This is a genomic window from Pseudomonas sp. DW-iso3 (assembly GCF_058725305.1).
Genome location: NZ_JBZXDZ010000002.1, coordinates 491,224 through 505,933 on the forward strand (window position 1 = coordinate 491,224; position 14,710 = coordinate 505,933).

Genomic DNA, 14,710 nt, shown 5'->3' on the forward strand with positions numbered 1-14,710 from the left:
GAGGAACTGGTTGAACAAACCCGCCAATGTCGCCGTTTCATCCTTCCCCCGCACTTCCAGTTCGCGAGTCAGGTCGCCTTCCCCCTCGGCTATTTCTTGCAGGCCATTCGCAACGCCACGTATCGGTCGAACAATCATGCTCGCGAAACTCGCGCCGACGATGGCAAAGATGACGGCTAACACGGCGGCAATCAGCGCGATCAATCCTGTCAGGCTGGTGGCCTGAGCCATGACTTCATCGCGCTTGATCAGACCAATAAAGCGCCAGCCCAGGCTTTCGGAACTGACCACATTAACCATGTACGGCACCCCATCGATCTCCACCTGGGTCATGCCATCGCCACTCTTTGCCAGCTCGGTATAGCCAGGGCCCAGGTCGGCTAGGGGCTTGAAACTATTTTTGGCATTGGCGGGATCGACCAGAACGTTACCATTGGCTTCGACCATCATCAGGTATCCGCTGTCGCCCAGTTTGATGGTTTTAACCAGTTCAGTCAGTTGTTTGAGCGAGACATCCACGCCGACAACACCCACCGGGTTGCCGCTGGCATCGGCGAAAGCGCGAACCGTGCTGACCAGCACCATGTCATCAGGCGCCCAGTAGTAAGCGCCCGTGCGCACAGTTGAGCCTGGCGCGGCCGCCATGGCGGTCTTGTACCAAGGACGCACTCGGGGATCGTAGCTGGCCATTTTCTGGTCGTCGGGCCAACCGGTAAAACCGCCGTCGTTGAGCCCCAAGGAAATGGAAGCGGTGGTCGGATGGGTCTCGGCAAATTGATCAAAAACAGCCTGGAGTCGCTGATCGGCTTCGGTCACAGGGGTTTGCTCAGCATTGGCAGCGGTATAGTTTTTCAATCCCTTGACGGTGGCAATTCGAGGATCCTTGGCAAGGTATTCGACGTTTTGGCGGATGCTTTCAAAGAACTGCTTCATGCCGTTGTCGATCTGACGAATTTCACGGCCGCTGCTATCCAGGAAATTCGCTTGTGCTGCGCTGCGCAAGTTCAATACGACGAGCACAGCGACCAGAATCACCGGAAGGCAGGCGACGGCAGCAAATACCCATGTCAGCTTTTGTTTGATGTTCATGACTTCTCCAGCGGGTATTTATAGGTAGTCAGGGCGAGCCGATAGAACGGATATACCGAATGAAATCAAAACAACGCCCACGACGAATGCCACGAAATCTGCGAGTGCAGCGTCCGTAGATAAAAATCAGTGTTTTATTTTCATGAAAGTTAGGTTCTCGCCCACTACTCCGAGGGAGATGGGCGAGAACATTCATGCACAGCTACTGAGCTCAGAAACGCCCTGGAGCAAAGGGTGCCGGATCGACCACTGGTGTCTCGCCCATAATTAACTCTGCTAGAAGTCGACCGCTGACCGGGCCGAGCGTGAACCCCTGATGGGCATGGCCGAAATTGAACCAGAGTCCTTTATGCAAGGGCGCTGCGCCGATCACCGGCTTCATGTCTACCGTGCAGGGTCGGGCGCCGCTCCAAGGCGTGCGCTCCACTTGGGGGCCTAACGCTAATACCTGCCGTGCGGCCCGCTCGGCCTTGGCTAGTTGCACCGGTGTTGGAGGCGCACTCAAGCTGGCGAATTCCGCCCCCGTTGACAGGCGGATACCGCGCTTCATCGGCGCCAGCATGTAGCCTTGTTCAGTATCCAGCACCGGGCGGCTCAATGTCGCGCCATCGGCAAAGTGAGCGTGGTAACCGCGCTTGACGAACAACGGAATGCGGTAGCCCAACTCGCCAAGCAGTTCGTGAGCCCAAGGGCCCAACGCCACGACCACCTGCGACGCGCCGACCGATCCAGAATCGGTGTCGACGCTCCAACCGGCTCCCGACTGACGCAACGATCGCGCATCGCCGCGCAAAATCTCCCCACCTTCACGCACGAACAGATCGGCATAACGCTGCACCAACTCACCCGGCTCAATGCACGTCCAGGGTTGCAGCCAATGAATGCCCCCCACCAATGCATCGCTCAACGCTGGTTCCGCCAGTCTGAGCGCGACACCGTCCAGATGCTCGGACAACACGCCGTATGCACTCACGCGTACCGCACGCTCCACCGCCTCATCGAATTGCTGTGGGCTACGAAAAGCCTGGATCCACCCTTTGCGCACGATCAGGTTTTGCGAACCGCTTTGCTCAATCAACTCCGAGTGCTCGCTGATCGAGTGCTCAATCAGCGTGCGAAAGGCATCTGCAATGGCCTGGTAATGCCTAGGTGCGGAGTTGGCCCAATACCTGACCAAGGCAGGCACGTATTCAGGCATCGCGCGCAGATGGTAGTTGACGCCAATGTCGCGCTTGGCTGCAACGTTTATCAGGCTGACAAAATCCCTTGGGAACGCATAGGGCTCAATGGCCTCACGCTGAATGATGCCTGCGTTGCCGAACGACGTTTCACGCCCCGGCAAACCTTTGTCCACCAGCGTCACCGCGCAGCCACGGCGTTGCAAATGCAACGCCGTGCATACGCCGACAATACCGGCCCCCAGTACCACCACTTGTTTTTCGTTCACGCTGCCTCCGAATCAAGCACGCTGTTGCGCGATGACACTGATCTCGACCAATGCATCGACCACAAGGCCGGCGCAGACAGTCGCGCGCACTGGCAGGTTGGTCGTGAAGAATGATGCATAAGCCCGATTGAATTCGGCAAATTTACTCCGGTCGGTCAGGTACACGGTAACGCTGACAACATCGTCCAGCGACAGCGATTCGGCTTCCAGCGTTTGGGCAATACGCGTCAAGGTCAAACGCGTTTGCGCTTCGATACCTTCAGGAAAGCTACCGTCCTCACCAAACGGCAATTCGCCAGACAAAAAAACCAGGCCCTGGCTGTGGCGGACTTTGGAAAAGGGCAGATTGCTAACGGTCATGGCAGTTCTCTCTTGGGTATTTCAAGGAGGCGCCCATCAACGAGCACCGGTTGTGAATCATCGATTCGACTTCAGCGGTTTTTACGGTAGGCCATTGAGTCATGCATACGCTTGAGCATGTAATCCCCCTCGCGGACACCCGACACATAGATCAGGAGCGAACAGCTTCTTGAGATCATGTCGACTCGTTGCTTCATACGTTCAGGAGGGGTGAATGTATGTTTTAGCCTGAAATACTAAACCTGTATATACACGATTATGCATTTACCATGCCGCTCGATCAAAAATACGCCATGGGCCTGAGGTAGAGCGACTTACCCTCCTCTAGCGATTAGGACACCTTAGGTGCCCCGATACTCAAGGTTTCGTTTTCCCCCACCAGGCATCACGGGTAACACTCTAGCGCAACCATTGGTTACACAAAGCTAAAAGGCAGCGATCATCAGCCTGATCTACTCCGCTAGAAACAGGCCTGTACTTTGGAATCAAGAGCAGCTCAGACATTTTGGCCTGCATTTTGCCTTACTGGTATATACAGGCACATACAGATGTCTGCTGCGTAATCATCCTGATTCCCAAGGATGTTACTCATGAATGTACTGATACCGCTCAGACCCATTCAACTAACAGCCGTACGAGATCAGCCATAACGCCGAATAGCCGCGTCTGCAGCAACTCCTGCAGAACCACCTAGATCGTAATGCCTTCCAGCAAGACACTAATGAGGTTAGCCCTGTATGAATGCCAATGACTTGAACCTGCTCGCCCGCGCAGAAGTGCGCGAACTGGCCAGCTACAACGCCGGCCTTGCCTCGGATACTGTGCGCAAGCGTTTCGGCCTGACTCGCGTTGCCAAACTAGGCAGCAACGAAAACCCGATGGGCACAGCACCCGCCGTTAGCGCCGCAACGGCTCGAGCTTGCGGCGAAATTGCGCTATACCCCGATGCTGGCTGCCAGGCATTACGCTCTGCACTCTCGGAAAAACTCGACGTACCCGAGAATCAATTGGTGTTCGGCAACGGCTCGGAAGATTTGTTGAGCGTCATCAGCCGGGTGTTTTTAGACCACGATGACGAAGTAGTTACCGTGGTGCCATCTTTCGGGTTGCACTTCATATACCCAATGGCAGCCGGTGCCAGGGTGGTAGGTGTTCCCATGACCGACAGAGGCACCTTCGACGTAGCGGCAATGATCGCTGCACTCACCCCCCACACCCATGTGCTGATGTTTTCATGCCCGTCAAATCCGGTCGGCTGCACCTTAAGCGCCGACGAGTTGCAGCAGCTGCTCGACGCATTGCCCTCGAAGTGTCTACTGGTGTTTGATGAGGCCTATTACGAATACGCGCAGTGGGAGGCCGAGTACCCGGATTGCCTCGGTTTGATTCAGGCCAGCGGCAAACCGTTTATCCTGCTGCGGACTTTCTCCAAGGCTTATTCCTTGGCAGGTTTGCGCATCGGCTACGGTATCGTCAGCGATCCACTGCTGGCAGATCTTATTAACCGCCTGCGCACCCCGTTCAACGTCAACAGCGTGGCACAAGCTGCAGCGATTGCGGCGCTGGCAGATGATGGTCATCTAAACGCCTGCCTATCCCATGTCGCCAGCGAACGCCGGCGGCTGGAAGTGGCACTGCACGAGCAAGGCATTACGACCGCACCGTCCTTGGCCAACTTTCTGTTTTTTAGCACGCCTTATCCGGCCGAAGTAATCAACCAAGCACTGCTGCGTGAAGGGGTTATCATCAAACCGTGGCGCGAAGTTGGATACACTGAGTACTTGCGCGTCTCTGTCGGAAGCTGTGAGGATAACGACCTTTTCCTCCAAGCACTGGCAAGCGTCCTTGCCGCACTAGAGACACGGGCTGACTAATGATCAAAAATGCACCACAAGCGCTCTACCGGCGTGCAAAGGATTATGTGCAAGACCAACTTCGCGCGGGCGTTTGGAAACCTGGTGACCTGATTTCTTCAGAAAATCAGCTGGTGCAAGAACTGGGCATTTCGCGCATGACCGTCAACCGGGCCTTACGCGAACTGACCGAAGAGGGTCATCTTGTCAGGATTTCAGGCGTTGGCACGTTCGTAGCCGAAAGCAAACCGCAATCAAACTTGCTGCGTATCACCAACATTGCCGACGAAATCCTTGCTCGAGGTCACAGTTACACCTGCCGTGTCCTGCACCTGGGGCGCGAATCGGCCTCAATGCCGGTGGCGTCCGCATTGGGCCTGACCACCGGTTCTTCAGTTTTCCACCTGATCTGTGTTCACAGCGAAGAAGGCGTGCCCGTGCAACTCGAGGATCGTTACGTCAATCCCGAGCTGGTGCCTGAATTTCTGAAGCAAGACTTTGGCGAGCACCTGCAACCGGCCAAGTACCTGTTGCGGGTCATCAAGCCCGACGAGATGGAACACATCGTCGAAGCCTGTCACCCCAGCAACGAGGAAAGCAAACACATGCAAATCGATGCTAATGAACCTTGCCTCGTGCTCATACGCCGAACCTGGAGTCAGAGCAAAATCGTCACCTATGTGCGTTTAGTACACCCGTCCTCACGCTATCGCCTAGGCAGCCGCCTGCCAGTAAATGGGGCGCACAGAGACAGTTGAGGCCTGAAGGCACTTGATGAATTGAACCATCATGATTTGGGATGAACACCTCATTCCTGCAGCTTCGTTTGAGCCAAGGTATCAACGCCGAATCTCAGGAGTTGCTCCCCGCGACTTCAGGCTTCCTGCTATTTTTTTGCTTGTTCACCGGCTGCTTCAAGCTGCGTCCGATCCGCGAATCCATGGGCATAATGGTGGGGGTGGAGAATTTGCAATGGCTGTTCACCGCAACTTTCTTCGTTATGCTCGCCGTAGCTCCCATGTTTGCCTGGCTCAGTTCCCGGGGGGCACACCTGCACTTTGTCGATTGGGTCTATGGGTTCATCAGCGTTAACTTGATGATTCTCGCCGCACTCTTCCAAGTGCAAAGCGAAAACCCGTGGATGGCACGTGTTTTCTACGTCTGGATCTCTGCCTACAACTTATTTGTCGTCTCGGTCGCCTGACGCCTGTTGGCGGACGTATTCGACGGCGTGCAACCCGGACGCTTGTTTGCCTTTATTGCGGCCTGCGCCAGTGTCGGTGGGCTGGTGGGGCCTGCACTCAGCGCGTTGTTTGTCGGTCAACCGGGAGAGACAGGTCTGATGCTGCTGGCGGGTCTATTACTTGGCGCAGCACTGGCACTAAAATACCCGTTAATGCGCTGGCATGAGATCGGCGGTGCAGGACGCCCCGGAGCCACATCGATAGACAGTCCGAGCATCCTCCTTTCAGCGGCTTGACGCGAGCCCTGAAGTCGACCTACCTACTGGGTATATCCAGCTTTATGATGCTGCTCGCAACTATCACGACATTTTTACTGCGAACAAGCACGTTTGATGGCCGAGCTTTTTCCTGACCGTCTGACTCAGATTCGCGTATTCGGAATCATCGACTTCATTGTCCAGGCTGGCGCCCTATTCTCGCAGCTATTCCTGACTGGCCGCTTGGCGGAGAGGTTGGGGGGGGCGCATGCTTCTGGCGATCGTGCCGCTGCTGATATGCATCGGCTTGATTGAGCTCGCGCTGGCGCCAAGTTTTATCATCCTCACTGTCCTAATGACCGTGCGTCGCATCGGCGAATATGCCTTCGCCCGTCCGGGCTGGGAGATGCTCTTCGCGCCACTCGACGCCGAGAGTAAATACAAGGCCAACAGCGTCATCGATACCGTCGTTTATCGCGCAGTCGATGCCATTAGCGGTTGGGTCAATAGTGCGCTTGATATGCTGGGACAAGTTGGCGGCCTGCTTGCAGTTGTCAGTAGAGTGCGCGCATTGCTCTGAGGCTGCCTGGGATGGAGGCTTGGCAAGCAGGCAGATGAAACTAATGCCAAGAGCTCCGATCTTGCTGCCGACAATCCGACGCAAGGTTTGCCGGTGGAACGGGCAGGCGTTTAGAGATTCTGTAACAGCGCTTCAGCGAAAATGCGGCCGTCATAGGCATCTCCCTGAGACTCAAAATCTCAGGCCATGACTGTCGTGAATTTTCATGTACTACAAACGCAAAAAAAGCTCCACAGCTACAACGACTGCCTGTCGCCAATAGCTGTAGAGCAAAAAACTGCATAAACATTCTAGCTAATGTGTGGAATGACTCGACAAATTCAGCTCACCCGAGACAGGGGCCAAAGGCCCCTCCCCACGATTACAAGCTTGGCAGCAACTTCGGCAACACCAGTTCGTTCAAGCAACGGGAAGCCAACAGCTCGCTCGCCGCGTTGATATCCGGCGCGAAGAAGCGATCTTTCTCGTAGTAGGCCACTTTGCTGCGCAGACTGGTGCGGGCAAGCTCCAGCTTCGCCGAGGTCTTCAGACCTTCGCGCAAGTCTAGGCCCTGGCAGGCAGCTAGCCACTCTACAGCGAGCACGGCACGGGTGTTTTCAGCCATTTCCCACAACCGCTTGCCGGCTGCTGGAGCCATGGACACGTGGTCTTCCTGATTCGCGGAAGTCGGCAGGCTATCTACCGAATGCGGGTGCGCCAGTGCCTTGTTCTCACTGGCCAGCGCCGCTGCGGTGACTTGGGAGATCATGAAACCGGAGTTCACGCCGCCATTAGCCACCAGGAACGGCGGCAGTTGCGACATATGCTTGTCCATCATCAGCGAAATGCGACGCTCGCTCAGGGAACCGATTTCAGCGATGGCCAATGCCATGTTGTCAGCAGCCATGGCCACAGGCTCGGCGTGGAAGTTACCACCGGAGATCACATCGCCTTCGGCAGCGAAGACCAACGGGTTGTCGGAGACGGCGTTAGCTTCGACGACCAACACTTCGGCGGCTTGACGGAACTGGGTCAGACACGCGCCCATGACTTGTGGCTGGCAACGCAGGGAGTACGGATCCTGAACCTTGCCGCAGTTCTGGTGCGAGTCAGAGACTTCACTGCGCTCGCCCAGCAAGTCACGGTAAGCGCTAGCGGTGTCGATCTGGCTTTTTTGTCCACGAGCGGCGTGGATGCGAGCGTCGAACGGCGAGCGCGAGCCCAAGACTGCTTCAACTGTCAAACCACCAATGGCCAGTGCGCCAGCGAACAGATCTTCGCCCTCGAACAAACCACGCAATGCGTATGCGGTAGACACCTGCGTGCCGTTGAGCAACGCCAGACCTTCTTTGGCGGCCAGTGTCAGTGGAGTCAGACCGGCGATTTTTAGCGCCTCGGTCGCCTCCAGCCATTCGCCTTTGTAGCGGGCCTTGCCTTCGCCCAGCAGCACCAGCGACATGTGCGCCAAAGGCGCCAGGTCGCCGGATGCGCCGACCGAACCTTTCAATGGAATGTGCGGATAAACCTCGGCGTTGATCAACGCGATCAGCGCTTCGATAACGACGCGGCGAATGCCGGAGAAGCCACGGCTCAGGCTGTTGACCTTGAGCACCATAACCAGTCGGACTAGCGCATCGCTGATCGGCTCGCCAACACCGGCAGCGTGGGACAGAACCAACGAGCGCTGGAGGTTTTCCAGGTCTTCGGTGGCGATGCGGGTCGAGGCCAGCAGGCCGAAACCGGTATTGATACCGTAGGCGGTGCGGTTCTCGGCGAGTATCTGTTCCACGCAGGCAACGCTGGCTTCAATCTGGGCCGAAGCGCTGTTGTCGAGTGTGATTTTCACCGGGTTCTGGTAGACATCACGCAGTTGGGCAAGGCTCAGTTGGCCTGGGATAATGTTGAGTGTGTTCATGCTTTGGCTCCTTTAACAGGGGTGATCATTGGCAGGTTCAAGCCTTGCTCTTTAGCGCAATCTATTGCGATCTGGTAACCCGCATCGGCGTGACGCATTACGCCGGTCGCCGGGTCGTTGTGCAGCACGCGAGCGATACGCTCGGCCGCTTCGTCCGTACCGTCGCAGACAATCACCATGCCCGAGTGCTGCGAAAAACCCATGCCGACGCCGCCGCCGTGGTGCAGGGAAACCCAGGTCGCGCCGCTCGCGGTGTTGAGCAGAGCGTTGAGCAGTGGCCAGTCGGACACAGCGTCGGAACCGTCCTGCATCGATTCGGTTTCCCGGTTAGGGCTGGCGACCGAACCGGAATCGAGGTGGTCGCGACCGATCACGATTGGCGCAGACAATTCACCGCTGCGAACCATTTCGTTGAAGGCCAGACCGAGCTTGGCGCGCAGGCCCAGTCCAACCCAGCAGATACGTGCCGGCAGACCCTGGAAACTAATGCGCTCGCGGGCCATGTCCAGCCAGTTGTGCAGGTGGGCGTCGTCCGGGATCAGCTCTTTGACCTTGGCGTCGGTTTTGTAGATGTCTTGCGGATCACCCGACAGCGCCGCCCAGCGGAACGGGCCGATGCCGCGGCAGAACAGAGGACGGATGTACGCCGGTACGAAGCCTGGGAAGTCGAATGCGTTCTCGACGCCTTCTTCCTGGGCCATCTGACGGATGTTGTTGCCGTAGTCGAAGGTTGGAATACCCATTTTCTGGAATTCGAGCATCGCTTTAACGTGCACGGCCATGGATTGCTTGGCGGCTTTCACCACTGCAGCAGGCTCGGTCTTGGCGCGAGCGCGGTACTCTTCCCAAGTCCAGCCGGCTGGCAGGTAACCGTTGAGCGGGTCGTGGGCGCTGGTCTGGTCGGTGACCATGTCCGGGCGCACGCCGCGCTTGACCAGTTCTGGAAGGATTTCAGCGGCGTTGCCCAGCAGCGCGATGGAAATCGCCTTGCCTTCAGCGGTGTATTTGGCGATGCGGGCCAGAGCGTCGTCGAGGTCAGTAGCCTGCTCGTCGACATAACGGCTGTTCAAACGGAAGTCGATGCTGACCTGCTGGCATTCGATGCTCAGCGAGCAGGCACCGGCCAGTGTTGCGGCCAGGGGCTGAGCGCCGCCCATGCCGCCGAGGCCGGCGGTCAGGACCCAGCGACCTTTCAAGTCATCGTTGTAATGCTGGCGACCGGCTTCGACGAAGGTTTCGTAGGTGCCCTGGACGATGCCCTGGCTGCCGATGTAGATCCAGCTACCGGCGGTCATCTGGCCGTACATGGCCAAGCCTTTGGCGTCGAGTTCGTTGAAGTGTTCCCAGCTCGCCCAGTGCGGCACCAGGTTGGAGTTGGCGATCAGTACGCGCGGGGCATTGGTGTGGGTCTTGAACACGCCGACCGGCTTGCCGGATTGCACCAGCAGGGTCTCGTCGTCGTTCAGGTTGGTCAGGCTTTCGACGATCTTGTCGTAGCACTCCCAGTTACGCGCCGCACGCCCGATACCACCGTAAACCACCAGTTCTTTAGGGTTCTCGGCGACTTCCGGGTCGAGGTTGTTCATCAACATGCGCAGCGGCGCTTCAGTCAGCCAGCTTTTGGCGGTCAGCTTATTACCACGCGCGGCGCGGATTTCGACATTACGGAAATGGGATGGCTTGCTCACCGGTAATCCTCTCGAAATGACTTTCTCAGCCTATTTATTGGTTTAGCGCTACAGATCGCACATAAATATAATCATGTATATACAACCATAATCAAGCAAAATTTTACTCACCTGTAATTTGTCTTTTGTGACCCGTTCATCCAGCGGGGTTGTGCCTATTGCGGATGAAGGGCAAGGCTATTTGAAAAGGTGGTTAAGACAGCGAAGCAATGGAATTCAGCAATTCGACAGTCCTGCGCTGTCGCAGGTTATGGCAGGGAATTGACGCGCGCGACCGCTGAGCGCGACAAGGTCAGCCCCACGTTATGCACCGAATCGCCCCTCCAGACGGTGCCGTGAACCCGGCAGAATCAGGCGCGCAGACGTGACAGACTGATAGCCAGACCAAGTTCGCCGACGAATCAACAAGCACGCCTCATGACGCGTGATCTGCAACAGCCTGCACTCCTCCTCGTCGGCTAGGATCGCCTCGACCACATGCTCACCTTCAGTCAGAAGAGCAACCTTCGAAAGATAGGCATAGGGCGTCTGCATCACGAAACTCTGCCGCAGATAATCCGGAGCCACTGCCGCGTTCACGTAGCGATCCTCCAATTGCACCGCCACATTATTCTCGTAGTGCACGATCAGAGAATGAAACACCCGCTGCCCTTCGCGCATCTCCAGCGACAAGGCGTGGTCAGCGCTAGCCCCCTCCTCGCATAGGAGAATCACCTTGCAGTGGTGGTAATGGTCACGCTCGCTGATTTCATCAGCAATGTTGTTGAGGGCAAATAAAGCCGATTGACCTTTGCGTTCGGCTACGAACGTCCCCACTCCTTGCATGCGCACTAACACACCATCGGCGGTGAGCTCACTAAGAGCGCGACTTATAGTCATGCGACTCAATCCAAGTTCCTGAGCCAGTTCACTTTCCGAAGGGATACGCTCGTGAGCCGACCAGGTGCCACTCAAGATCAATTGGGTGATCATCTGCTTGACTTGTGCATAGAGCGGCGCGGGGGAATCACTGAGCTGATCGACCCGCAAAGGAAAATTCCTGGATTTCTTCGGCACGTGGCTCTCCTCCTCAAACTGGACAGCGGCCTCCTCCCACCGCAAACGCACGACCGAGTGGGCAGAGCGCGTGCGAAGGAGCATCTGAGCGACCGAACAGTCGCTCGAAGGCATTCCGGTTACTTCAGGTTGCCACTGAGGAACTGCTGAAGGCGCTCGCTTTTGGGATTGCCCAGGACATCTTCAGGGCAACCCTGCTCTTCCACGAGACCTTGATGGAGGAACAAAACCTGGTTCGACACCTTGCGCGCGAAGCTCATCTCATGGGTCACCATGATCATGGTTCGGCCTTCTTCGGCCAGCCCCTGGATAACCTTAAGCACCTCGCCCACCAACTCCGGATCCAGTGCCGAAGTCGGCTCGTCGAACAACATGATCTCCGGCTCCATGGCCAGCGCCCGGGCAATAGCAACCCGCTGTTGCTGCCCGCCGGAGAGAAAGGCCGGGTATTGATCGGCGACGCGGGACGGCAAACCTACCTTGTCCAGGTAACGCCGAGCCCGCTCCTCTGCATCCTTCTTACTAACACCCAGTACCCGGCGCGGGGCCATGGTGATGTTGTCGAGCACTGTCATGTGGCTCCACAGGTTAAAATGCTGAAACACCATCGCAAGGCGCGTGCGCAGACGCTGCAGTTCATCTGCGTCGGCCACATGCATGCCGTGGCGGTCATGGATCATGCGAATTGGCTGGTTATCCAGGCCCATGGCACCGTCGTTGGGCGTTTCCAAAAAGTTGATACAACGTAAGAAGGTGCTCTTGCCCGATCCACTGGCGCCGATCAGGCTAATCACATCGCCTGTCTTGGCATTGAGCGAAACGCCCTTGAGCACTTCGTGGTTGCCATAGCTTTTATGCAGGTTTTCAACGGTCAATTTGTACATGTTCAAACATCCTGAATTAATGAGCCGGGCCGAGGAAAGACAGCCAACGGCGTTCAGCCAAACGGAACAGGCCAACCAGAGAGAAAGTGACTGCGAGGTAAATCGCGGCGGCGATACCGAACGACTGGAAAGTCAGGAACGTTGCCGAGTTGGCATCCCGGGCGACCTTGAGAATGTCCGGCACAGTGGCGGTGAACGCTACGGTGGTCGAGTGCAGCATCAGTATCACTTCGTTGCTGTAGTTCGGCAGCGAACGGCGTAGTGCAGACGGCATGATGATGTAGGCATATAGCTTCCAGCCGCGCAGCCCAAAGGCCTTGGCTGCTTCGACTTCACCGTGGTTCATGTTGCGGATCGCCCCGGCGAAAATCTCCGTGGTGTAGGCGCAAGTGTTCAGGGCGAAGGCCAGGATGGTGCAGTTCAATGCATCGCGGAAGAATGCGTCGAGCATGGGCTGGGAACGCACCGCTGCGATGCTGTAAATGCCGGTGTAGCAGATCAGCAGCTGTATATACAGTGGCGTGCCACGGAACAAATAGGTATAGAACTGCACCGGCCAGCGCACCCAAACGCAGGTCGAAACCCTGGCAATCGACAACGGAACCGACATCACGAAACCGAAGAAGAGCGAGGCACTGAGCAGCCACAGCGTCATCGCCAACCCGGTGATGTGGTAGCCATCGTTATAGAGGAAGGGTTTCCAGTATTCCTGCAGTAGCTCGATCATCGCACGGCCTCCCGAGTGCCTGCGGCGTAGAAGATTTCCAGCCGGCGCAAGACGTAGTTCGATGCGGTGGTGATGACCAGATAAATCAAGGCAGCCAGCACCAGGAAAAAGAACAGTTGATAGGAGCTCTTGCCCGCGTCCTGAGCCACCTTGACCAGGTCGGCCAGACCAATGATCGAGACCAGCGCGGTAGCCTTGAGAATGACCATCCAGTTGTTGCCAATACCCGGCAAAGCAAAACGCATCATCTGCGGGAACAGCACGAAGCGGAAACGCTGGGCACGGGTCAGGCCGTAAGCAGTGGCCGCCTCCATCTGGCCACGGGGCACAGCGAGGATCGCGCCACGGAAAGTCTCGGTGAAGTACGCCCCGTAGATAAAGCCTAGAGTTATCACACCGGCACTGAACGGATTGATCTCAATGTAATCCCAGCCCATGGCTGTGGTCAGATTGGTCAACCAGGTTTGCAGGCTGTAGAAGATCAACAGCATCAGAACCAGATCCGGCACTCCACGGATCAGCGTGGTGTAAGCCTGCGCGGGGACGCGAAAGAGTGCCGACCTTGAAAGCTTGGCACTGGCACCGATCAGGCCCAAGACCACGCTTAGCAGCAAGCAAAGGAAGGATAACTTGACAGTCATCCAGGAGCCTTGCAGCAACAGTGGGCCGAAGCCCTTGAGACTGAAGCCTGACAGCCCCAGCATCTGCAATATGTTTTCTAACATTGGGGAGCCCTTCGTAAATCAGGAAAACGCCCATCCGCGAATGGGCGCAGCGTCGTTATTTGCCGCTGTAAATATTCTGATCACCGAAGTGTTTCTTTTGGATGGCCGCGTACGTGCCATTGTCATGCAGCGCCTGTATGCCTTTGTCCACCAGGGTTTTTAGCTCGGCATTGCCTTTGAGCAGACCGATCGCCGTTTTTGCTGGCAGCAGTTCGTGATGGACTGGATTGCTCACTTCAAAGTCGGCGCCTTGCGGGGACTTCAGGAAACCCATTTCAGCTTGCAGCATGTTCTGAATCGAAGCATCGAGGCGACCCGTGACCAGGTCAGCATAAACCTGATCCTGGTTGGCGTAGGCCTGGGTTTTTACCCCGGACTTGTTCAGCACGGCCTTGGCGTAGGCCTCCTCGGTGGTGCCTTGTTCATAGCCCACAGTTTTGCCAGCCAGCGTCGTAATGTCTTCGCTTAGGCCAGAGCCCTTCTTGAACACGAAGGACGTGGGCACCGAAAACAATTCACTGGAGAAATCGATGACTTTTTCCCGCGAAGAAGTCACGGTCATGGCAGAAATTACGCCGTCGAATTTGTTCGCCCTTAGGCCGGGGATCATGCCGTCAAAATCGCTCTCTACCCACTTGCACTTGACCTTGAGTTCAGCGCAAATCGCGTTACCCAGGTCTATATCAAAGCCCATGAGGCTACCGTCGGCGGCTTTGGATTCGAAGGGCGCGTAAGAGGGATCGACACCAAAGCGCAACTCCTTGTACTCCTTGGCGATGGCAGCGCCAGCAGCCACGCAAAGAGCCAATACTGAGAGGGTCAAAATAGATTTTTTCATTGTTTTTATTCCTAATAACCAACAGAAGCGCTTGTGGCGCACGAGTACAGTTATGGAGCACGCGTGTCGTTACACAGAACACACAAAACCTAATTCGCGGATAAACGTGTCGAGACGCCTGGTCGACT

The 14,710-nt window shown here is 56.5% G+C and carries 11 protein-coding genes and 2 pseudogenes; 3 read left to right on the top strand and 10 right to left on the bottom strand.

What is annotated here, in order from left to right; all coding sequences use genetic code 11:
* Positions 1 to 3: 3 nt before the first annotated feature.
* The 3 genes and pseudogenes from AC4PS7_RS08030 to AC4PS7_RS08040 form a co-directional block, all read right to left on the bottom strand.
* A pseudogene (locus AC4PS7_RS08030) lies at positions 4 to 1,089 on the bottom strand (cache domain-containing protein); the annotation flags it as partial.
* Positions 1,090 to 1,300: 211 nt separating this feature from the next.
* Positions 1,301 to 2,536 (bottom strand): NAD(P)/FAD-dependent oxidoreductase, encoded by a 1,236-nt coding sequence (locus tag AC4PS7_RS08035; protein ID WP_159389956.1) that lies wholly within the window; start codon positions 2,534 to 2,536, stop codon positions 1,301 to 1,303.
* 12 nt (positions 2,537 to 2,548) lie between these two features.
* Positions 2,549 to 2,896, bottom strand: coding sequence for a RidA family protein (locus AC4PS7_RS08040; protein ID WP_159389957.1), 348 nt, complete (start codon positions 2,894 to 2,896; stop codon positions 2,549 to 2,551).
* A gap of 737 nt (positions 2,897 to 3,633) precedes the next feature.
* Here AC4PS7_RS08040 and hisC point away from each other — a divergent pair.
* From hisC to AC4PS7_RS08055, 3 genes and pseudogenes are all read left to right on the top strand, one after another.
* Positions 3,634 to 4,770: a histidinol-phosphate transaminase gene (gene hisC, locus AC4PS7_RS08045; protein ID WP_492179266.1), complete on the top strand. Its 1,137-nt coding sequence runs from the start codon at positions 3,634 to 3,636 to the stop codon at positions 4,768 to 4,770.
* Positions 4,770 to 5,507 (top strand): histidine utilization transcriptional repressor HutC, encoded by a 738-nt coding sequence (gene hutC / locus AC4PS7_RS08050; protein ID WP_159389959.1) that lies wholly within the window; start codon positions 4,770 to 4,772, stop codon positions 5,505 to 5,507. The genes hisC and hutC (AC4PS7_RS08050) overlap by 1 nt, the downstream gene beginning before the upstream one ends.
* 41 nt (positions 5,508 to 5,548) lie before the next feature.
* Positions 5,549 to 6,770: pseudogene (locus tag AC4PS7_RS08055) on the top strand (NTP/NDP exchange transporter).
* Positions 6,771 to 7,131: 361 nt separating this feature from the next.
* Here AC4PS7_RS08055 and hutH read toward each other — a convergent pair.
* From hutH to AC4PS7_RS08090, 7 genes are all read right to left on the bottom strand, one after another.
* The gene (hutH, locus tag AC4PS7_RS08060) at positions 7,132 to 8,664 is read right to left on the bottom strand and encodes a histidine ammonia-lyase (protein WP_159389960.1); all 1,533 of its coding nucleotides are present in this window, start codon (positions 8,662 to 8,664) and stop codon (positions 7,132 to 7,134) included.
* Positions 8,661 to 10,352, bottom strand: coding sequence for a urocanate hydratase (gene hutU / locus AC4PS7_RS08065; protein ID WP_159389961.1), 1,692 nt, complete (start codon positions 10,350 to 10,352; stop codon positions 8,661 to 8,663). The genes hutH and hutU overlap by 4 nt, the downstream gene beginning before the upstream one ends.
* 303 nt (positions 10,353 to 10,655) lie before the next feature.
* Positions 10,656 to 11,408 (bottom strand): histidine utilization transcriptional repressor HutC, encoded by a 753-nt coding sequence (hutC, locus tag AC4PS7_RS08070; RefSeq protein ID WP_492179267.1) that lies wholly within the window; start codon positions 11,406 to 11,408, stop codon positions 10,656 to 10,658.
* 119 nt (positions 11,409 to 11,527) lie between these two features.
* Complete coding sequence (locus AC4PS7_RS08075) at positions 11,528 to 12,292, bottom strand: ABC transporter ATP-binding protein (RefSeq protein ID WP_159389962.1); 765 nt, start codon at positions 12,290 to 12,292, stop codon at positions 11,528 to 11,530.
* 16 nt (positions 12,293 to 12,308) lie between these two features.
* Positions 12,309 to 13,019: an ABC transporter permease gene (locus AC4PS7_RS08080; protein WP_149630897.1), complete on the bottom strand. Its 711-nt coding sequence runs from the start codon at positions 13,017 to 13,019 to the stop codon at positions 12,309 to 12,311.
* Complete coding sequence (locus AC4PS7_RS08085; protein WP_159389963.1) at positions 13,016 to 13,744, bottom strand: ABC transporter permease; 729 nt, start codon at positions 13,742 to 13,744, stop codon at positions 13,016 to 13,018. Before AC4PS7_RS08085 ends, AC4PS7_RS08080 begins: the two co-directional genes overlap by 4 nt.
* 55 nt (positions 13,745 to 13,799) lie before the next feature.
* Positions 13,800 to 14,582: a transporter substrate-binding domain-containing protein gene (locus AC4PS7_RS08090; protein WP_159389964.1), complete on the bottom strand. Its 783-nt coding sequence runs from the start codon at positions 14,580 to 14,582 to the stop codon at positions 13,800 to 13,802.
* Positions 14,583 to 14,710 lie beyond the last annotated feature (128 nt).